The sequence below is a fragment of the Pseudomonas sp. UMAB-40 genome (genome assembly GCF_900095275.1).
Lineage (GTDB): Bacteria > Pseudomonadota > Gammaproteobacteria > Pseudomonadales > Pseudomonadaceae > Aquipseudomonas > Aquipseudomonas mandelii_B.
This window is the reverse complement of the sequence record NZ_LT607560.1, coordinates 208,551-227,675: the sequence shown is the minus strand read 5'-3', so window position 1 is coordinate 227,675 and position 19,125 is coordinate 208,551. Positions and strand designations below refer to the sequence as shown.

Here is a 19,125-nt window from a genome sequence, read left to right as displayed (position 1 = left end):
CATGGCAATCAAGGTTTTGCTGGTCGAGGACGACCGCGCGCTACGCGAAGCACTGGCCGATACGCTGCTGCTCGCGGGGCACGATTACACGGCCGTCGGTTCAGCGGAAGAGGCGCTCGCGACGGTCGGCAACGAGGCCTTCAGTCTGGTGATCAGCGACGTCAATATGCCGGGCATGGACGGCCATCAACTGCTCGGTTTGCTGCGAGCGCGTCAGCCGCAGTTGCCGGTGTTGCTGATGACCGCTCACGGTGCCGTCGAGCGGGCGGTCGATGCGATGCGCCAGGGCGCGGCGGATTATCTGGTCAAGCCGTTCGAGCCCAAAGCCTTGCTCGACCTGGTGGCGCGGCACGCATTGGGCACGCTTGGCGCGACCGAGAGCGAAGGGCCGATCGCCTTCGAGCCGGCCAGCGTGCAATTGCTGGAACTGGCCGCGCGAGTTGCACGCAGCGATTCGACGGTATTGATCTCCGGTGAGTCCGGGACCGGTAAAGAAGTGTTGGCGCGCTACATCCATCAGCACTCCCATCGCGCCAGTCAGCCGTTCATTGCGATCAACTGCGCGGCGATCCCCGACAACATGCTCGAAGCCACCTTGTTCGGTCACGAAAAAGGTTCGTTCACCGGCGCCATCGCGGCGCAGGCTGGCAAGTTCGAACAGGCCGACGGCGGAACGATCCTGCTCGATGAAATTTCTGAAATGCCCCTCGGGCTCCAGGCCAAATTGCTGCGGGTGTTGCAGGAGCGTGAAGTTGAACGAGTCGGCGCTCGCAAGCCGATCTCCCTGGACATCCGGGTCGTGGCGACCACCAACCGTGACCTGTCCGGTGAAGTGGCGGCGGGGCGGTTCCGCGAAGACCTCTTTTATCGGTTGTCGGTATTTCCGTTGGCCTGGCGTCCGCTGCGCGAGCGTACCGCCGACATCCTGCCGCTGGCCGAGCGTCTGCTGGCAAAACACGTCAATAAAATGAAGCATGCCGCGGCGAAACTGTCGCCCGAGGCGCAGGCGTGCCTGATCGGTTATCCGTGGCCGGGCAACGTGCGTGAGCTGGATAACGCGATCCAGCGCGCCTTGATTCTGCAGCAAGGTGGTTTGATCCAGCCCCAGGATTTCTGCCTGTCCGGGCCGGTGGCTTGTGCGCCGTTGCCGGCGTTGGCGCCGGTGCGGGTTGTGGAGGTCGAGGCTGAATCGGCCGGGGCGTTGGGTGATGACCTGCGTCGGCGTGAGTTCCAGATGATTATCGACACCTTGCGCACCGAGCGCGGCCGCCGTAAAGAAGCCGCCGAGCGATTGGGCATCAGCCCGCGCACCTTGCGCTACAAGCTGGCGCAAATGCGCGACGCCGGAATGGATGTGGAAGCGTATTTGTTCGCGACTTGATTCGTTTGTATTGAAGCTCAGGAAGGGCTTTTGTTCAGAGCGGCCACGGAGCTGGCACCCTTGTTGCTAACACCTCACTACCCGCCGAGTGAGTGTCAAAAAATTGCGGGTCGCCAATGAGAGTAGACCATGAGCCAAGGTATTGAATTTAATCGGTTGATGCTGGATATGCGTTCCATGCAAATGGATGCCATGTCTGCGCCTAAATCGACTGCCGCAGTTCCTGAACTGGGTGGCAGCAGCTTTTCCGACATGCTCGGTCAGGCTGTCAATAAAGTGAACGACACCCAGCAGGCGTCCAGTCAGTTGGCCAGTGCTTTCGAGATTGGCAAAAGTGGCGTAGACCTGACGGATGTGATGATTTCCTCGCAGAAGGCCAGCGTGTCTTTTCAAGCGTTGACCCAAGTGCGCAACAAGCTGGTTCAGGCATACCAAGACATCATGCAGATGCCGGTTTAAGGACGAATTGAGTCATGGCAGAAGCAGTCGCTGATAACGTTCCGGCCAAGGCCACCCCGATAGACGGCAAACCGCCGCTGTTCGGCTTGTCCTTCCTGGAAAACCTCTCCGAGATGACCATGTTGCGTCAGGTGGGCCTGTTGGTCGGCCTGGCTGCGAGCGTGGCGATTGGTTTTGCCGTGGTGTTGTGGTCGCAGCAGCCGGACTACCGGCCTCTGTACGGCAGCCTCGCCGGTATGGATGCCAAGCAGGTCATGGATACCCTGGCCGCCGCCGATATTCCCTACACCGTTGAACCCAACTCCGGTGCCTTGCTGGTCAAGGCCGATGACCTGTCCCGTGCGCGGCTCAAGCTCGCGGGCGCTGGTGTCACTCCCAGCGATGGCAACATCGGTTTTGAAATCCTCGACAAGGACCAGGGCCTGGGGACCAGCCAGTTCATGGAAGCGACCCGTTATCGTCGCGGCCTCGAAGGTGAACTGGCCCGGACCATTTCCAGCCTGAACAACGTCAAGGGCGCTCGCGTGCACTTGGCGATCCCGAAAAGCTCGGTGTTCGTGCGTGACGAACGCAAGCCAAGCGCTTCGGTGCTGGTTGAACTGTATTCCGGCCGCTCGCTGGAGCCGGGTCAGGTGGTGGCGATCATCAACCTGGTCGCGACCAGCGTTCCCGAGCTCAGCAAATCCCAGATCACCGTGGTCGACCAGAAGGGCAACCTGCTGTCGGATCAGGCGGAAAACTCCGAACTGACCATGGCCGGCAAGCAATTCGACTACAGCCGTCGCATGGAAACCATGCTGACCCAGCGTGTGCACAACATCCTGCAACCGGTGCTGGGCAACGATCGCTATAAAGCCGAAGTGTCTGCCGACGTCGATTTCAGCGCCGTCGAGTCGACCTCCGAGCAGTTCAACCCGGATCAACCGGCGTTGCGCAGCGAGCAGTCGGTCAACGAACAACGCACTGCCAGCAATGGCCCACAAGGTGTGCCGGGTGCCCTGAGCAACCAGCCGCCATCGCCAGCCTCCGCGCCGCAGACCACCGGTGGCAGCACCGCGGCAGCCGGCATGGTTCAGCCAGGCCAGCCGTTGATCGATGCCAACGGACAGCAAATCATGGACCCGGCCACCGGTCAGCCGATGTTGGCACCGTACCCGGCGGACAAGCGTCAACAATCCACCAAGAACTTCGAACTCGACCGTTCGATCAGCCACACCAAGCAACAGCAGGGTCGTTTGAATCGCCTGTCGGTGTCGGTGGTGGTGGATGATCAGGTCAAGGTCAACGCCGCCAATGGCGAAACCACCCGTGCGCCGTGGAGTGCCGATGAACTGGCGCGCTTCACTCGCCTGGTGCAGGACGCGGTCGGTTTCGACGCGAGCCGTGGTGACAGCGTCAGCGTGATCAACATGCCGTTCTCCGCCGAGCGCGGTGAAGTGATTGCCGATATTCCGTTCTACTCCCAGCCTTGGTTCTGGGACATCGTCAAGCAAGTGCTGGGTGTGTTGTTCATCCTGGTGCTGGTGTTCGGTGTGCTGCGTCCGGTGCTCAACAACATCACCGGTGGCGGCAAAGGCAAGCAGCTGGCCGGCATCGGCAGCGACGTGGAACTCGGTGGCATGGGCGGCCTGGATGGCGAACTGGCCAACGACCGCGTCAGCCTCGGTGGTCCGCAAAGCATCCTGCTGCCGAGCCCGAGCGAAGGCTATGACGCACAGTTGAATGCAATCAAGAGTCTGGTGGCAGAAGATCCGGGTCGTGTGGCCCAGGTCGTGAAAGAGTGGATTAACGCAGATGAGTGATAACCGAGCCGTTGCCGCCAAACTGACCAAAGTCGACAAAGCCGCGATTCTGCTGCTGTCCCTGGGTTCGACCGATGCTGCCCAAGTGTTGCGCCACATGGGGCCCAAAGAGGTCCAGCGTGTCGGCGTGGCCATGGCGCAGATGGGCAACGTCCATCGCGAGCAGGTCGAGCAGGTGATGAGCGAGTTCGTCGACATTGTCGGCGACCAGACCAGCCTGGGCGTCGGCTCCGACGACTACGTGCGCAAAATGCTCACCCAGGCACTGGGCGAAGACAAGGCCAACGGCCTGATCGACCGCATCCTGCTGGGCGGCAACACCAGCGGCCTCGACAGCCTGAAGTGGATGGAACCGCGCGCCGTCGCCGATGTGATCCGTTACGAGCACCCGCAGATTCAAGCCATCGTTGTGGCGTACCTCGACCCGGATCAGGCGGGCGAAGTGCTTGGCAACTTCGACCACAAGGTACGTCTGGACATCATTCTGCGGGTTTCCTCGCTGAACACTGTGCAGCCGGCGGCCCTGAAAGAACTCAACCAGATTCTCGAGAAGCAGTTCTCCGGCAACTCGAATGCCTCGCGCACCACCCTGGGTGGCATCAAGCGTGCGGCCGACATCATGAACTTCCTCGACAGCTCGATCGAAGGTCAACTGATGGACTCGATCCGCGAAGTCGACGAAGACCTGTCCGGTCAGATCGAAGACCTCATGTTCGTGTTCAACAACCTGTCCGATGTCGACGACCGCGGGATTCAGGCGTTGCTGCGCGAAGTGTCCTCCGACGTGCTGGTGCTGGCCCTCAAGGGTTCGGACGAAGGCGTCAAGGAAAAGATCTTCAAGAACATGTCCAAACGAGCGGCCGAACTGTTGCGCGACGACCTCGAGGCCAAAGGCCCGGTGCGCGTCAGCGACGTGGAAACCGCGCAGAAAGAAATCCTCACCATTGCCCGCCGTATGGCCGAAGCCGGAGAAATCGTTCTCGGCGGGAAGGGCGGCGAAGAGATGATCTAAGGTCACTATGTCGTCCAAACATGATGAGTCCCAGACCGACCTGATCCGAGGCAAGGCCGTCGCCGGTTTCGACGTCTGGGCGTTGCCCAGTTTCGATCCGTTTGTACCGGAGCCCGAGCCGGAGCCCGAGCCCGAACCTCCGGAAATGGAAGAAGTGCCGCTGGATGAAGTCCAGCCACTGACCCTCGAAGAGCTCGAAAGCATCCGTCAGGAGGCTTACAACGAAGGCTTCGCCATCGGCGAGAAAGAAGGCTTCCACAGCGCCACACTCAAGGTCCGTCAGGAAGCCGAAGCCGTACTGACGCCGAAAGTTGCGGGCCTGGAGCAGCTGATGGCCAACCTGTTCGAGCCTATTGCCGAACAGGACACCCAGATCGAGAAATCCCTGGTCGACCTCGTGCAGCACATCACCAAACAGGTGATTCAGCGCGAACTGGCCATCGACTCGACGCAAATCGAACACGTCATGCGTGAAGCCCTCAAGCTCTTGCCGCTGGGCGTGGGTAATGTGCGGCTGTACATCAATCCGCAGGATTTCGAACAGGTCAAAGCCCTGCGCGAGCGCCATGAAGAAACCTGGCGCATCGTCGAAGACGAATCCCTGCTGCCCGGCGGTTGCCGGGTCGAGACCGAACACAGTCGCATCGACGCCACCGTTGAAACCCGCGTCGCCCAAGTCATGGCCAAGCTGTTCGATCAGTTGCATGACCAGGCCTTGCACCCGGCCGCGCCGGATCTGAGCCTGGAGCTGCCGGTCGACGAAAAACCTGCGGTCGCTGCGATCGAGCCGACGCTGGACGAACCTGATGCGCCTTGATCGCACCAGCTTCGCCAAGCGCCTCGGCAGCTACGCCGAGGTCACTACGCTGGCGGGGGCTCCGATCCTTGAAGGCCGTCTGCTGCGCATGGTCGGCCTGACCCTCGAAGCCGAAGGTTTGCGTGCCGCCATGGGCAGCCGCTGCATGGTCATCAACGACGACAGTTATCAACCGGTGCAGGTCGAAGCCGAAGTCATGGGTTTCTCCGGCAGCAAGGTGTTCCTGATGCCGGTCGGCAGCGTCGCCGGCATTGCGCCCGGTGCCCGAGTGGTTCCTATGGCAGACACTGGCCGCTTGCCGATGGGCATGAGCATGCTCGGGCGGGTGCTGGACGGCGCCGGCCGCGCGCTGGATGGCAAGGGCGGCATGAAGGCCGAAGACTGGGTGCCGATGGACGGCCCGACCATCAACCCGCTCAAGCGCGAACCGATCAGCGAGCCGCTGGATGTGGGCATCCGCACCATCAACGGTTTGTTGACGGTCGGTCGCGGTCAGCGTCTCGGGTTGTTCGCCGGTACCGGCGTCGGTAAATCCGTGCTGCTGGGCATGATGACGCGCTTCACCGAGGCCGACATTATCGTGGTCGGGCTGATCGGTGAGCGGGGTCGTGAAGTTAAGGAATTCATCGAGCACATCCTCGGTGAAGAAGGGCTTAAGCGCTCGGTGGTCGTCGCGTCACCTGCGGACGATGCGCCGCTGATGCGTCTGCGCGCTGCGATGTACTGCACGCGCATCGCCGAGTATTTCCGCGACAAGGGCAAAAACGTCCTGTTGCTCATGGATTCGCTGACCCGTTTTGCCCAGGCCCAGCGGGAAATCGCCCTGGCCATTGGCGAGCCGCCCGCGACCAAAGGTTATCCGCCGTCGGTGTTCGCCAAGTTGCCGAAACTGGTGGAGCGGGCCGGTAACGCCGAGAAGGGCGGCGGTTCGATCACCGCGTTCTACACCGTATTGTCCGAAGGCGATGACCAGCAGGACCCGATTGCCGACTCGGCGCGAGGCGTGCTCGACGGGCACATCGTGCTGTCCCGGCGCCTGGCGGAAGAAGGTCATTACCCGGCCATCGATATCGAAGCCTCCATCAGCCGGGTCATGCCGTCGGTGGTCAGCCCCGAGCACATGGCGCGGGCGCAGATGTTCAAGCAGTACTGGTCGCGCTATCAGCAGAGCCGCGACTTGATCAGCGTCGGCGCTTACGTGCCGGGCGGTGATCGCGAAACCGACATCGCGATTTCCCTGCAACCCGCCATGACCACTTACCTGCGCCAGGGCTTGAACGACAACATCGGCATGGGCGCCAGCGAAAACCATCTCGCCTCGATCTTCGCCCCGGCAGCGGGCGGCTAACCGGCCATGGCCCTGAGCCGCGCGGCACGCCTGGCACCCGTGGTGGAAATGGCCGAAAAGGCCGAAAAAACCGCGGTCATGCGCCTCGGGCACTTCCAGGGCCAGGTTCGTGTGGCGGAAAGCAAGCTCGCCGACCTCGAAAACTTCCGCCTCGAATACCAGGAACAATGGATCGTGCGCGGCAGTACGGGCGTTTCCGGCCAGTGGTTACTCGGCTATCAAGGCTTTCTGGCGCAACTGGGCACTGCCATCGATCAGCAGCGCCAAAGCCTGAACTGGCACCAGAACAACCTGAACAAGGCGCGCGATTCCTGGCAGCAGGCGTTTGCCCGGGTTGAAGGCTTGCGCAAACTTGTACAGCGCTACATGGACGAGGCGCGGAAGTTGGAAGACACGCGCGAGCAGAAGCTGCTGGATGAGTTGTCACAGCGGTTGCCGCGGCATGATCCGTATTGAATCAGTTGGATCGCGTTATCGTTCTTCGCGGGCAAGCCTCGCTCCCACAGGTGTTGTGTCGTTCCTAATATTGTGGACGACACAAAACCTGTGGGGGCGAGGCTTGCCCGCGAAGGCGGTCTGACAGACACCATAACTTCCCGCCTTGCTCCCATCTCCGCCAAGTGCTAAACCTTGTACACGTAAGTTCCCCCATGACAAGGAAGCCGTTAAAAAATGTCAGTCCATACAGAAACGTCCCAGGAAGGGAAAAAGCTGACGATTTCGATCAAGGGACGATTCGATTTCGCCAAGCATCAGGAATTTCGTGAATCCTACGAAAACCTTCAGCCAAAACCCGAGTCCTTTGAGGTGGATTTGAAGGACGCCACCTACCTCGACAGTTCCGCACTTGGCATGCTCTTGCTGTTGCGTGATCACGCCGGCGGCGAAAATGCCGAAATCACGTTGACCAACGCCAACGCCGATGTGCGCAAGATTCTCGCCATCTCCAACTTTGAACAAATCTTCGACGTTGCATGACCGCCATGCAACCGTCGCTTGAACCGCTGACCATCCTCATCGCCGAAGACAGCGCGGCCGATCGCATGCTGCTGTCCAGTATTGTCCGTCGTCAGGGCCACCAGGTATTGACGGCCGCCAACGGTGCCGAAGCCGTCGAAGCGTTTCGCGAGCAGCGGCCACACCTGGTGTTGATGGACGCCATGATGCCGGTGATGGACGGTTTCGAGGCCGCACGACAGATCAAGGCGCTGGCCGGGGAAACCCTGGTGCCGATCATCTTCCTGACCTCGCTGACCGAAAGCGAGGCCTTGGCCCGTTGCCTGGAGGCCGGTGGCGACGACTTTCTGGCAAAGCCCTACAACCAGGTGATCCTCGCCGCCAAGATCAAGGCCATGGATCGCCTGCGTCGGTTGCAAGCCACGGTGCTACAGCAGCGGGACCTGATCGCCAAACATCATGACTACTTGCTCAACGAGCAGCGGGTGGCCAAGGCTGTGTTCGACAAGGTGGCGCATTCGGGTTGCCTGAGTGCGCCGAACATCCGCTACCTGCAATCGCCTTATGCGCTGTTCAACGGCGACCTGCTGCTCGCGGCGTTTACCCCGGCCGGCGACATGCACGTGCTGCTGGGCGATTTCACCGGCCACGGTCTACCGGCCGCGGTGGGCGCCATGCCGCTGGCTGAAGTCTTCTACGGCATGACCGCCAAGGGTTACGGCCTGGCTGAAACCCTGCGCGAGATGAACGCCAAGCTCAAGCGTATCCTGCCGGTGGACATGTTCTGCTGCGCCACCTTGCTGTGCCTGAGCTTTCAACGACGTTCGGTGGAAGTCTGGAACGGCGGAATGCCGGACGGTTACTTGCACAGCATCGCCAGCGGTAACCGCACACCATTGACGGCGCGGCACTTGCCATTGGGCGTGCTCAGCCCGCAAACCTTCAATGACCGCACCGAAGTGTTTCCGATGGCCGTTGGCGATCGGGTGTTTCTGCTCTCCGACGGGGTCATCGATACCTGCGATGCCAACGAACAGTTGTTTGGTGTGGAGCGGTTGGAGCGGGTGTTTTCGGCCAATCGCCAGCCAGACGCGCTGTTCGAAGAGATCGAGCAGGCGCTGCGTGATTTTCGTGGCGAGGCCCGTGATGACGTGAGCATGGTTGAGGTCAGTCTGCTGGATGCGGCGCACCTGACCCCGCCGGCACCGGTGTATTCCGACAGTGGCCAGTCCTGTCCGCTGGACTGGTCGGTGAGTTTCGAGTTTCGCGCCGCGACCCTCAAACGTTTCAATCCGCTGCCGTACCTTTTGCAATTGTTGCTTGAGGTCCACGGCCTGCGGGCTCAGAGTGGCGCGCTCTACAGTGTGTTGGCAGAGCTTTATTCCAATGCCCTTGAGCACGGCGTGCTGGGTCTGGATTCAAGCCTCAAGCGCGATGCTTCGGGGTTTGCGCGCTATTATCAAGCGCGCAATGAGCGGCTGGAGGCGTTGCAAGACGGCTATGTGCGGGTGCATTTGCAGGTCGTGCCGACGGGCAAGGGTGGCAGCTTGATTGTGCGGGTCGAAGACAGTGGCAAGGGTTTCGATGTGGCGCGGGTGATGGAGCGTCCCGTCGATGGCGGCCGTCTGTCGGGGCGCGGTGTGAATCTGATCCGCCAATTGAGCCGTAGCGCGAGCTGGTCCGACGATGGTCGTAGTGCTCGCGTGGAGTTTTTCTGGGAGGCTCTGGCATAATTCACCCATTCTTGATCAAGGAGTGAGCAAGTGGCTGACACCCATCTGGACCGCGACGTGCTGAGTGCGTTGCAGGAAGTCATGGAGGATGAGTATCCAGCGTTGCTGGATACTTTCATCGCCGACTCCGAAGAGCGCTTGCGCGTTTTGCGAAAGGCTGACAACGCCGCGCAACTCATGAATGCCGCCCATAGTTTCAAGGGCAGCAGCAGCAATATGGGCGCCGTTCGCCTGGCTGAGTTGTGCAACGAGCTTGAGCAGTGCGCCAGGCAAAAGAGCCTCGCCGGTATTGAAAAACTGGTCGGAGAAATCGACGGCGAATTCGCCATTGTCCGCCCTTTGTATGAAGCGGAGCGACAGCGCTCTCTGGCTGACTGACGCGACCGTCCGGCGCTTTTAAACTCTGTCGAGCTGACCTGGCTCGACCTTTGCAATCAACTCACTCAACTGTACCTACGATCCCAGTGCAGCGGAGACCGTTTTATGCCCGTTACCCCCAATTCGCTTCTGCAGGCCGCCGCGACGGCCAAGACTCAAGTCGCCTCCGCCAATACCCCGGCGCCGGCCGCTGAGCCAGGGGACAAGGCGTCCAGCTTCGCTGATGTTTACGCCGATCAAACCCAGAACAAGCCTTCTGTGGTCGCTGATAAATCGGCTGTGCCCGCCACCGAAAATGCCTCGCAAGACCCCGGCAAAACGGATGTCAGCGGTGAGAAGCCTGCCGCCTCGGAACCGGCCGTTGCCGATAGCGGCAATTCCTTGCCCGCCGATAAACCGGCGCCGACCGATGACACCGCTGTCATCGACGAGCTGCCCGAGACCGCTGAAACGCCGGTGGCCGATACGGCGCCTGTTGATCCGAGCCTCGACCCGGCGCTTGATCCAGCGTTGATGCAGGCGGTACAGCCGATGGTAACCGTGCCGGTCGTGCAAACCGCTGCGCCCGTTGTCACGACCACACAGCCACAGGCTGAAACGCCGGTTGCCACCGCCGTCGTGGCCGCGTCTGCGCCAGCGGCGACTGCCATCGATAGCGATTTCGATCCCGAAGCTGATCCGCTCGACGCATTGCCCGCCGTGCGCATGGCCATGGAGCAGAGCGGCCACGTATCCGCCAGCAGCCAGGCCCAGCCAAAAGCCACGTCTGCCCAGACCCATGTTGACGGTGAACTGACGTCGGCGCAGAACTTTGCCGCCGGCATGGCCAGCATGCTCGACGTACAAACCGACAAGGACAGCACCAGTCAGGGCGGCGAGAAAGCCTTCAGCGGTCTGATTGATGGTGGGCTCAAGGATTTGACGTCCGCCAGCAGCGATACCCGTGTCGATGACTTCGCCAACCGTCTGGCGGCACTGACCCAGGCGGCCACCCCGAAAACCGCCAATGCCTTGCCGGTCAACCAGCCGATCGCCATGCATCAGAGCGGCTGGACCGAGGAAGTGGTCAATCGCGTCATGTACCTTTCCAGCGCCAACCTCAAGGCGGCCGACATCCAGTTGCAACCGGCTGAACTGGGGCGTCTCGATATCCGGGTAAACATGGTTCCCGACCAGCAGACCCAGGTCACCTTCATGAGCGCCCATCCAAGCGTTCGCGAAGCGCTGGACAGTCAGATGCATCGCCTGCGTGACATGTTCTCGCAGCAGGGCATGGGCCAGGTTGACGTCAATGTGTCCGATCAGTCTCGTGGCTGGCAAGGTCAGGGCCAAGGCCAGGATCAGGCTCAGCAGGGGCAGGGCGGTCGGACCAGCGCCAATGGCGGTCGTCTTGACGCCATGGATGAAGAGGTTTCGCCAACTGTTGCCGATGTGGCGGCAACCGCTACCAGCGTGATCGGCTCCAGCGCCGTCGACTACTACGCCTGACCCAACGCAATACCCTGTGGGAGCGAGCTTGCTCGCGATGAGGCAATAACATTCAACATCTTCGTTGACTGCTGCGCCGCCATCGCGAGCAAGCTCGCTCCCACATTGGTTTCGGGGTGCCTGAAGATCCCGCCTGCCCCCCTCCCGACACTTCTGGCATAACACTTGCTCTTGCCTTGCCGTGCGACTGTGAAAACCCGAATAGTGACGGATTATTGGCATGGCGAAGAGCGACGCAGTAGTAAAAGACCCCGCAACCAAAGGCAAGGTCAAGCTGATCATTGTGATCGTGGTGGCCCTGTTGCTGGCGGTCGGCATGTCCGTGGGGGCGACCTGGTTCTTCATGCACAGCGCCCAAAGCAAGCCTGCCGCCGCTGAAACCGCTGTTGTCGGCAAGCAGCCAGCGATTTTCGAGCCCATGGCTCCGGCCTTCGTGGCCAACTACAACGTGAACGGTCGCCAGCGCTACATGCAGGTGAGCATCACCCTGCAAGGCCGCAATCAGGGTGATCTGGAGGCGCTCAAAGTGCATATGCCGGTGATCCGCAACAACCTGGTCATGCTGTTCTCCGGCCAGGACTTCGCCACGCTGGCGACCCCGGTCGGCCAGGAGATGTTGCGTCAGAAGGCCACGGCCAGCGTCCAGGAAGTGGCGCAGAAAGAACTCGGCAAAGTGGTTATCGAACAACTGCTTTTTACTAATTTCGTACTGCAGTAGGAACACGACATGGCCGTGCAGGACCTGCTGTCCCAGGATGAGATCGATGCGCTGTTGCATGGCGTCGACGATGGTCTGGTACAGACCGATAACGTTGCTGAACCCGGCAGCGTCAAAAGCTACGACCTGACCAGCCAGGATCGCATCGTCCGCGGACGCATGCCGACGCTGGAAATGATCAACGAGCGTTTCGCCCGCTACACCCGCATCAGCATGTTCAACATGCTGCGCCGCTCGGCGGACGTTGCCGTCGGTGGTGTGCAGGTGATGAAGTTCGGCGAATACGTGCACTCGCTGTACGTGCCGACCAGTCTCAACCTGGTCAAGATCAAGCCGTTGCGTGGCACCGCGCTGTTCATCCTCGACGCCAAACTGGTGTTCAAGCTGGTGGACAACTTCTTCGGCGGCGACGGCCGTCACGCCAAGATCGAAGGGCGTGAATTCACCCCGACCGAGCTGCGTGTGGTGCGCATGGTGCTGGAGCAGGCCTTCATCGATTTGAAGGAAGCCTGGCAGGCGATCATGGAAGTCAACTTCGAGTACATCAACTCGGAAGTGAACCCGGCCATGGCCAACATCGTCGGCCCGAGCGAAGCGGTGGTGGTGTCCACTTTCCACATCGAACTCGATGGTGGTGGCGGCGACCTGCACGTGACGATGCCGTACTCGATGATCGAGCCGGTGCGCGAAATGCTCGATGCCGGCTTCCAGTCGGATCTGGACGATCAGGACGAGCGCTGGGTCAACGCCCTGCGCCAGGACGTCCTGGACGTGGACGTGCCGATCGGCGCCACGGTTGCCCGTCGCCAGTTGCGTCTGCGCGACATCCTGCACATGCAGCCGGGGGATGTGATCCCGGTCGAGATGCCGGAAGAAATGATCATGCGCGCCAACGGCGTGCCGGCCTTCAAGGTCAAGATGGGCTCGCATAAAGGCAACCTCGCGTTGCAAGTGATCGAGCCGATCGAGCGCCGCTGACCGGCGCTCCAACCCCCTATTAATTGGCTGCTCTTGATTGAGCAGTTGCCCGCCGAGGACAAAAGATGAACGACGATATGAACGCCCAGGACGACCAGGCACTGGCTGACGAATGGGCTGCCGCCCTGGAAGAAACCGGTGATGCCGGCCAGGACGACATCGACGCCTTGCTGGCCGCCGACGCCGCCAGTTCGCCGTCCAACCGTCTGCCGATGGAAGAGTTCGGCAGCGTGCCAAAGAGCCACGACCCGGTCACCCTGGACGGTCCGAACCTCGACGTGATCCTCGACATTCCGGTGTCGATTTCCATGGAAGTGGGCAGCACCGACATCAACATCCGCAACCTGCTGCAACTCAACCAGGGTTCGGTGATCGAGCTGGATCGCTTGGCCGGTGAGCCGCTGGACGTACTGGTCAACGGCACCCTGATCGCCCACGGCGAAGTGGTTGTGGTCAACGAGAAGTTCGGCATCCGCCTGACCGACGTGATCAGCCCAAGCGAACGTATCAAGAAGCTGCGCTAAGTGAAAAAGGTTCTAGGGCTTCTGCTTGCGTTGCCGTTCAGTGTGCTGGCAGCCGAACCTGTGGCCACGGCTGCAACGGCTGCTGCTGCGCCGGCAGTCAGTAGCGGTGTGGCCGGGCAATTGACGCAGTTGGTGTTCGGCTTGCTGCTGGTGCTGGGGTTAATCTTCTTCCTCGCCTGGCTGCTGCGCCGGGTCCAGCAGGCCGGGCCGGCCGGCAAAGGGCAGGTGATCGAGATTGTCGGTTCCCGCGCCTTGGGGCCACGCGACCGATTGATGCTGGTGCAGGTCGGCAACGAGCAGATCCTGCTTGGCCTGAGCCCCGGCACGATCACTGCACTGCATGTGCTTAAAGAGCCGATTGAAGTGCCGACCACGACCGAGAGCGCGACTCCGGAGTTTGCCCAGCATCTGTTGAGGATGCTCGGCAAGGATCAGAAGGATAAGAAGTAATGGGTGCGTTACGCATCGTCTTGACGCTGGCCCTGTTGCTGGCCGCGCCGCTGGCGTTCGCCGCCGATCCGTTGTCGATCCCGGCGATCACCCTGGGCACCAACGCCAATGGCGCTCAGGAATACTCGGTCAGCCTGCAAATCCTGCTGATCATGACCGCGCTGAGTTTCATCCCGGCGTTCGTCATGCTGATGACCAGTTTCACCCGGATCATCATTGTGTTCTCGATTCTGCGTCAGGCCCTGGGCTTGCAGCAGACGCCGTCGAACCAGATTCTCACCGGCATGGCGCTGTTCCTGACGCTGTTCATCATGGCGCCGGTGTTTGACCGGGTGAATCAGGACGCCTTGCAGCCGTATCTGGCGGAAAAACTCACCGCTCAGGATGCCGTGGCCAAGGCCCAGGTGCCGATCAAGGACTTCATGCTGGCGCAGACGCGCAGCAGCGATCTCGAGTTGTTCATGCGCCTCTCCAAGCGCACGGACATCGCTTCGCCGGATCAGGCGCCGCTGACCATTCTGGTGCCGGCCTTCGTCACCTCCGAGCTTAAAACCGCGTTCCAGATCGGCTTCATGATCTTCATTCCGTTCCTGATCATCGACCTGGTCGTGGCCAGTGTGCTGATGGCCATGGGTATGATGATGCTCTCGCCACTGATCATTTCCCTGCCGTTCAAGATCATGCTGTTCGTGCTGGTGGATGGCTGGGCGTTGATCATCGGTACCCTGGCGAGCAGCTTCGGCGGTGTGTCGCCATGACGCCGGAAGTGGCGGTAGACATCTTCCGCGAAGCGCTGTGGCTGACCACGATGATGGTGGCTGTGCTGGTGATTCCGAGTCTGCTGGTAGGCTTGCTGGTGGCGATGTTCCAGGCCGCCACGCAGATCAACGAACAGACCTTGAGCTTCCTGCCGCGCTTGCTGGTCATGCTGGTGACGCTGATTGTCGCCGGCCCGTGGATGGTGCAGACGTTCATGGAATACATCCTGCAGCTGTACGGCAGTATTCCTCAGGTCATCGGCTAAACCATGCCGTCGCTGCTGCAGCTGACCGATACCCAGATCAGTACCTGGGTGGCGACGTTCATGTTGCCGTTGTTTCGCATCGGCGCCTTGCTGATGGTCATGCCGGTGTTTGGCACGTCCCTGGTGCCCACGCGCGTGCGCCTGTACTTCGCCCTGGCGATCACGGTGGTGATTGCGCCGGGCCTGCCGCCGATGCCGCCGATCAATGCGCTGGATCTGAGTGCGCTGCTGCTGATCGCCGAGCAGATTCTCATCGGCGCGTTGCTGGGTTTCTCCTTGCAACTGTTCTTCCAGGCGTTCGTGGTGGCGGGGCAGATCGTCTCCATTCAGATGGGCATGGGCTTCGCGTCGATGGTCGACCCCACCAACGGTGTCTCGGTGGCGGTGATCGGGCAGTTCTTCACCATGCTGGTGACGCTGCTGTTCCTGTCCATGAATGGCCATCTGGTGGTCTTCGAAGTCCTGACCGAAAGCTTTACCACGATGCCGGTGGGCAGCGGCTTGATGGTTAACCATTTCTGGGAGCTGGCCGGCAAGCTTGGCTGGGTTTTGGGGGCCGCACTGTTGCTGGTGCTGCCAGCGGTCACCGCATTGCTGGTGGTCAACATTGCGTTCGGCGTGATGACTCGGGCCGCGCCGCAATTGAACATCTTTTCCATCGGTTTCCCGCTGACCCTGGTGCTCGGGCTGTTCATCGTCTGGGTCGGGCTGGCGGACATCATCAATCAGTATCAACCGCTGGCCACCGAAGCCTTGCAGTTGTTACGCGAACTGGCACGGGCGCGCTGAGTCATGGCTGAGAGCGAAAGCGGTCAGGACAAAACAGAAGACCCCACGGAGAAACGTAAAAAGGACTCTCGGGACAAGGGCGAGATTGCGCGCTCCAAGGAGCTCAACACCCTGGCGGTCATGCTCGCCGGCGCTGGCGGGTTGCTGATTTTCGGTGGAGCGCTGGCGCAGGACCTGATGGAACTGATGCGCATGAACTTCACGCTGTCGCGGGAAGTGATTCTGGATCAGCGCAACATGGGCACCTTCCTGCTGCACTCGGGGCAGATCGCCCTGGTGGCGATTCAGCCGGTGATGATCACCTTGTTGCTGGCCGCGTTGATCGGCCCGATTTCTCTCGGTGGCTGGCTGTTCGCGGCAGGCTCCCTGGCGCCGAAATTCAGTCGCATGAACCCCGGTGCGGGGCTCAAGCGAATGTTCTCGGCCAAGGCGCTGGTCGAACTGCTCAAGGCTCTGGCAAAGTTTTTCATCGTGCTGTTCGTGGCGCTGGCGGTGTTGTCTTCCGACATCGACGACCTGATGCGCATTGCCCACGAACCCTTGGACATGGCGATCATTCACAGCCTGCAAGTGGTCGGCTGGAGCACGTTGTGGATGGCCTGCGGGCTGATCATCATCGCCGCCGTCGACGTGCCGGTGCAGCTGTGGGAAAGCCACAAGAAACTGCTGATGACCAAGCAGGAAGTGCGCGACGAACACAAGGATCAGGAAGGGCGTCCTGAGGTCAAGCAGCGCATTCGCCAGTTGCAGCGCGAGATGTCCCAGCGCCGGATGATGGCGGCCATCCCCGAAGCCGACGTGGTGATTACCAACCCGACGCACTACGCCGTCGCCCTCAAGTACGATCCCGACAAGGGCAGTGCGCCAGTGCTGCTGGCCAAGGGCAGTGACTTCCTGGCCCTGAAGATTCGTGAAATCGCCGTGGCCAATAATGTGCTGCTGCTCGAATCGCCGGCCCTGGCGCGTTCGATCTATTACTCCACCGAGCTGGAGCAGGAAATCCCCGGTGGGTTGTATCTGGCGGTCGCTCAGGTACTGGCCTACGTCTACCAGATTCGCCAGTACCGCGCGGGCAAGGGCAAGCGTCCGGATCCGCTTAAGGACAATTTGCCGATTCCGCCGGATTTGCGGCGCGATTCCTGATCCCCCCCCTTTAGATGCCGTCATGAACCTCGCCGGTGTGAGGCTCGGCCCTAGTCCTCGCCCAGAGCGTCCTTACTGTCTTTGGCGCGAACAGCGCTGTCCACTTTTGGGTATTTTCTTGGACAGCATTTGGCCGTTACGTTGCCTATTCAGTCCCTTCTTCGACGGTTACTCGAGCCTCGTACAGTACGTAGAGGTTAGCTTTGTCGGGGCTCATTTTGATCACCGTCAGGAAATGTTTGCCTGTATTGAAGCGCTGCGTTTCCTGTAGCGTTTTAGCATCCAGGACAAAAACGGATTCAGAGTTCGTCCGTACTGTGAAGAGCTGATTTCCATCACGGCTGCAGCAGATAGATCTAGTGGCGGTGCTGTGTTGTAGGACCTTGATCGTTTTGTTGGAGACAGCGTCAATCACGATCATCTCGCGATCACTCTTGTTGAGCGCATAGAGAAGTTTTCCATCAGGGCTGACGGTGATATTGCTGGGGAATCCGGCAAGGGGAATGCTGGCAATCACAGACAACCTTGCGGTATCAATGACCTCGATTGAGTTTTGCCGTCCTTCGTTCCAGCAGGAAACATACAGGTGTGTTCCGCTGGGACTTATAGCGAGATTGTCGGGATAAGATAAAGGTAATTTCCGGACTTCAGTTTTTTCGACCGTATCGAACTCTATCAGGTCGTCACCGGCGCAGAGGTAGGCTCTTATGCCGGTGGGATGTATGACCATGTCAGTAAGGGGGCGGGAATCGATCTTGGTTCCTTCACCCACCGTATGATTAATCGTATTGATCTCGAATAGGCAAGCGGTGGTTATGTCCATGGCGAAGGCCTTTGTGCTGTCCGGGCTTAAGCCTTTTATGGTTGGCCAGCGCCCGGCAGAATAAGTCGCTATGACTTTCTGTGTGTTTGCATCCATTGCGCGTAAGTAATATTCCTCGCCTATTCGTTCGCGAAAATACAGGCGGGCGGAGTCCTTGCTGATCACCAGGTCATCATAGCCGTGGATCATATGCACGTTTTCATTGCTCAGCGTTGTCGGTGACTGAGCGATAGTTGGCGATTGCGGTTGCATGGGGTCAAGTCCTGTCACTGTAGTGAGATATCCATACAACGGCAGTGAGCGCGCACGTGTCTACTGTCAGATCTAACAGGTATGCACAAGATCCCGATCGACGGTCACCGCTGCGATGAGGGTTCCTAAGTACCGTTTGTCTGAAACGGCTTAGTACCTGTTAGTTCTGACAGTAGGCAGTCGGCGCCTCCGGCGCTTTCATACTTGTGGGAATTCTCCCGTTCATTGTCCTTGCAGTGGTGGTTCTGGTCATTCGGCCGGAATACCAGGGATTGGTGTTTACGTCATGTCTTAGAGGGATCAATTATGGCAGTGCAACCGTTTAAAAAACTGCAAGGCATGGAGATGGAGTTCGTCTCCGGGAAGTTGGAAGAATATCCACGCGATCGCGCCATCGGTTACACCGTTACTTTTAAATTGGTTCTGGATTTCACGCACTTCAAGCAGATGGCAGACGTCTGGTTTCCAGGCTATTTAGAGGGGCGGGACAACGCGATTCGGCCTGAGTTGGGCGGGCTGGCTTATCATAATAATTACAGTCGGTTTGGTGGTAATGCCGGAAGTATTGTCGACAACGAAAAGCTTTTCGCGTTCTTCACGAATCCAGAGCCATACCTGGACGGCTGGATCAGCGATCTGGAGATGGTGTGGCGGTTTCACAAGCCTGTGTTCAGGATGGAGGGTGATGCGTTGTTCATCACGGCACGCCAGGATTTTCGGTGGGATGACCCCTTGCGCCAGATCACGATCAAAGATCTTGGAGTTATCCCTTTCCACTGGGCACTGACCTTGATTGAGCTGGTGGCTAAACAGCCATGGCCTGTTTCGTCGGCAGCCTCTAAACGCGTAGCTCCTGTACAACGAGTGACATTCATGTACACACAGGAAGAGATCGTGTTTGTCGACGGTGAAGAAGTGCTCAAGGGGGCACGCTACGTCAGTGGCAAGACGTTGAGTTTTGGTCCGATCACTGACAACCAGGTTCACACCGCAGGTTGATCAATCTGCGTTCGGGGGGGGGCATCGTAAATCCTTGCGAGTGCCTCGGT

General features: G+C 59.9%; 21 protein-coding genes. 20 read left to right on the top strand and 1 reads right to left on the bottom strand.

The window, feature by feature from the left end:
- Position 1: 1 nt before the first annotated feature.
- The 19 genes from K0F88_RS16110 to flhB all read left to right on the top strand — a co-directional run bounded on the left by K0F88_RS16110 (position 2) and on the right by flhB (position 17,001).
- Complete coding sequence (locus K0F88_RS16110) at positions 2-1,381, top strand: sigma-54 dependent transcriptional regulator (protein WP_219095686.1); 1,380 nt, start codon at positions 2-4, stop codon at positions 1,379-1,381.
- 129 nt (positions 1,382-1,510) lie between these two features.
- Positions 1,511-1,840: a flagellar hook-basal body complex protein FliE gene (gene fliE / locus K0F88_RS16105; RefSeq protein ID WP_010456962.1), complete on the top strand. Its 330-nt coding sequence runs from the start codon at positions 1,511-1,513 to the stop codon at positions 1,838-1,840.
- A 14-nt stretch (positions 1,841-1,854) separates the two neighbouring features.
- Positions 1,855-3,642 carry a flagellar basal-body MS-ring/collar protein FliF gene (fliF, locus tag K0F88_RS16100; protein WP_219095685.1) on the top strand — a complete coding sequence of 596 codons (1,788 nt, stop codon included), beginning with the start codon at positions 1,855-1,857 and terminating at the stop codon, positions 3,640-3,642.
- Positions 3,635-4,654, top strand: coding sequence for a flagellar motor switch protein FliG (gene fliG, locus K0F88_RS16095; protein WP_007894195.1), 1,020 nt, complete (start codon positions 3,635-3,637; stop codon positions 4,652-4,654). The genes fliF and fliG overlap by 8 nt, the downstream gene beginning before the upstream one ends.
- A gap of 7 nt (positions 4,655-4,661) precedes the next feature.
- On the top strand, positions 4,662-5,471 hold the full coding sequence (gene fliH, locus K0F88_RS16090) for a flagellar assembly protein FliH (RefSeq protein WP_219095684.1): 810 nt from the start codon (positions 4,662-4,664) through the stop codon (positions 5,469-5,471).
- Entirely contained in the window at positions 5,461-6,819 is a 1,359-nt protein-coding gene (fliI, locus tag K0F88_RS16085; protein ID WP_219095683.1) for a flagellar protein export ATPase FliI, read from the top strand. The genes fliH and fliI overlap by 11 nt, the downstream gene beginning before the upstream one ends.
- Positions 6,820-6,825: 6 nt before the next feature.
- Positions 6,826-7,275 carry a flagellar export protein FliJ gene (fliJ, locus tag K0F88_RS16080; RefSeq protein ID WP_219095682.1) on the top strand — a complete coding sequence of 150 codons (450 nt, stop codon included), beginning with the start codon at positions 6,826-6,828 and terminating at the stop codon, positions 7,273-7,275.
- A 216-nt stretch (positions 7,276-7,491) separates the two neighbouring features.
- Positions 7,492-7,797, top strand: a complete 306-nt coding sequence (locus tag K0F88_RS16075) for an STAS domain-containing protein (protein WP_219095681.1) — start codon at positions 7,492-7,494, stop codon at positions 7,795-7,797.
- A 5-nt stretch (positions 7,798-7,802) separates the two neighbouring features.
- Entirely contained in the window at positions 7,803-9,509 is a 1,707-nt protein-coding gene (locus tag K0F88_RS16070; RefSeq protein ID WP_219095698.1) for a fused response regulator/phosphatase, read from the top strand.
- Between the two features lie 30 nt (positions 9,510-9,539).
- Entirely contained in the window at positions 9,540-9,887 is a 348-nt protein-coding gene (locus K0F88_RS16065) for an Hpt domain-containing protein (RefSeq protein ID WP_094471235.1), read from the top strand.
- A gap of 105 nt (positions 9,888-9,992) precedes the next feature.
- On the top strand, positions 9,993-11,375 hold the full coding sequence (locus K0F88_RS16060; protein ID WP_219095680.1) for a flagellar hook-length control protein FliK: 1,383 nt from the start codon (positions 9,993-9,995) through the stop codon (positions 11,373-11,375).
- 220 nt (positions 11,376-11,595) lie between these two features.
- On the top strand, positions 11,596-12,093 hold the full coding sequence (gene fliL / locus K0F88_RS16055) for a flagellar basal body-associated protein FliL (protein ID WP_094471237.1): 498 nt from the start codon (positions 11,596-11,598) through the stop codon (positions 12,091-12,093).
- Positions 12,094-12,102: 9 nt separating this feature from the next.
- A complete protein-coding gene (fliM, locus tag K0F88_RS16050; protein ID WP_219095679.1) occupies positions 12,103-13,071 on the top strand; it encodes a flagellar motor switch protein FliM in 969 nt (322 codons plus the stop codon).
- 65 nt (positions 13,072-13,136) lie between these two features.
- Positions 13,137-13,595 (top strand): flagellar motor switch protein FliN, encoded by a 459-nt coding sequence (gene fliN, locus K0F88_RS16045; protein WP_219095678.1) that lies wholly within the window; start codon positions 13,137-13,139, stop codon positions 13,593-13,595.
- Positions 13,596-14,045 carry a flagellar biosynthetic protein FliO gene (gene fliO, locus K0F88_RS16040; RefSeq protein ID WP_094471240.1) on the top strand — a complete coding sequence of 150 codons (450 nt, stop codon included), beginning with the start codon at positions 13,596-13,598 and terminating at the stop codon, positions 14,043-14,045.
- Entirely contained in the window at positions 14,045-14,803 is a 759-nt protein-coding gene (gene fliP, locus K0F88_RS16035; protein ID WP_219095677.1) for a flagellar type III secretion system pore protein FliP, read from the top strand. The genes fliO and fliP overlap by 1 nt, the downstream gene beginning before the upstream one ends.
- Entirely contained in the window at positions 14,800-15,069 is a 270-nt protein-coding gene (fliQ, locus tag K0F88_RS16030) for a flagellar biosynthesis protein FliQ (RefSeq protein ID WP_219095676.1), read from the top strand. The genes fliP and fliQ overlap by 4 nt, the downstream gene beginning before the upstream one ends.
- A 3-nt stretch (positions 15,070-15,072) precedes the next feature.
- On the top strand, positions 15,073-15,858 hold the full coding sequence (gene fliR, locus K0F88_RS16025; RefSeq protein ID WP_219095675.1) for a flagellar biosynthetic protein FliR: 786 nt from the start codon (positions 15,073-15,075) through the stop codon (positions 15,856-15,858).
- Positions 15,859-15,861: 3 nt separating this feature from the next.
- Positions 15,862-17,001 (top strand): flagellar biosynthesis protein FlhB, encoded by a 1,140-nt coding sequence (gene flhB, locus K0F88_RS16020; protein ID WP_219095674.1) that lies wholly within the window; start codon positions 15,862-15,864, stop codon positions 16,999-17,001.
- Positions 17,002-17,146: 145 nt separating this feature from the next.
- Here flhB and K0F88_RS16015 read toward each other — a convergent pair whose 3' ends face one another.
- Positions 17,147-18,076, bottom strand: coding sequence for a YncE family protein (locus K0F88_RS16015; RefSeq protein ID WP_219095673.1), 930 nt, complete (start codon positions 18,074-18,076; stop codon positions 17,147-17,149).
- A 306-nt stretch (positions 18,077-18,382) separates the two neighbouring features.
- Between K0F88_RS16015 and K0F88_RS16010 the strand changes: the two genes are divergently transcribed.
- The gene (locus tag K0F88_RS16010; protein ID WP_219095672.1) at positions 18,383-19,075 is read left to right on the top strand and encodes a hypothetical protein; all 693 of its coding nucleotides are present in this window, start codon (positions 18,383-18,385) and stop codon (positions 19,073-19,075) included.
- Positions 19,076-19,125 lie beyond the last annotated feature (50 nt).

Coding starts and splice junctions, on each gene's coding strand:
- K0F88_RS16075 (WP_219095681.1), top strand. CDS start 7,492: ATGTCAGTCCATACAGAAACGTCCCAGGAAGGGAAAAAGCTGACGATT.
- fliL (WP_094471237.1), top strand. CDS start 11,596: ATGGCGAAGAGCGACGCAGTAGTAAAAGACCCCGCAACCAAAGGCAAG.
- fliM (WP_219095679.1), top strand. CDS start 12,103: ATGGCCGTGCAGGACCTGCTGTCCCAGGATGAGATCGATGCGCTGTTG.
- fliP (WP_219095677.1), top strand. CDS start 14,045: ATGGGTGCGTTACGCATCGTCTTGACGCTGGCCCTGTTGCTGGCCGCG.
- K0F88_RS16070 (WP_219095698.1), top strand. CDS start 7,803: ATGCAACCGTCGCTTGAACCGCTGACCATCCTCATCGCCGAAGACAGC.
- fliQ (WP_219095676.1), top strand. CDS start 14,800: ATGACGCCGGAAGTGGCGGTAGACATCTTCCGCGAAGCGCTGTGGCTG.
- fliI (WP_219095683.1), top strand. CDS start 5,461: ATGCGCCTTGATCGCACCAGCTTCGCCAAGCGCCTCGGCAGCTACGCC.
- fliE (WP_010456962.1), top strand. CDS start 1,511: ATGAGCCAAGGTATTGAATTTAATCGGTTGATGCTGGATATGCGTTCC.
- fliR (WP_219095675.1), top strand. CDS start 15,073: ATGCCGTCGCTGCTGCAGCTGACCGATACCCAGATCAGTACCTGGGTG.
- flhB (WP_219095674.1), top strand. CDS start 15,862: ATGGCTGAGAGCGAAAGCGGTCAGGACAAAACAGAAGACCCCACGGAG.
- K0F88_RS16110 (WP_219095686.1), top strand. CDS start 2: ATGGCAATCAAGGTTTTGCTGGTCGAGGACGACCGCGCGCTACGCGAA.
- fliN (WP_219095678.1), top strand. CDS start 13,137: ATGAACGACGATATGAACGCCCAGGACGACCAGGCACTGGCTGACGAA.
- K0F88_RS16060 (WP_219095680.1), top strand. CDS start 9,993: ATGCCCGTTACCCCCAATTCGCTTCTGCAGGCCGCCGCGACGGCCAAG.
- K0F88_RS16015 (WP_219095673.1), bottom strand. CDS start 18,076: ATGCAACCGCAATCGCCAACTATCGCTCAGTCACCGACAACGCTGAGC.
- fliG (WP_007894195.1), top strand. CDS start 3,635: ATGAGTGATAACCGAGCCGTTGCCGCCAAACTGACCAAAGTCGACAAA.
- K0F88_RS16010 (WP_219095672.1), top strand. CDS start 18,383: ATGGCAGTGCAACCGTTTAAAAAACTGCAAGGCATGGAGATGGAGTTC.
- fliH (WP_219095684.1), top strand. CDS start 4,662: ATGTCGTCCAAACATGATGAGTCCCAGACCGACCTGATCCGAGGCAAG.
- fliF (WP_219095685.1), top strand. CDS start 1,855: ATGGCAGAAGCAGTCGCTGATAACGTTCCGGCCAAGGCCACCCCGATA.
- fliJ (WP_219095682.1), top strand. CDS start 6,826: ATGGCCCTGAGCCGCGCGGCACGCCTGGCACCCGTGGTGGAAATGGCC.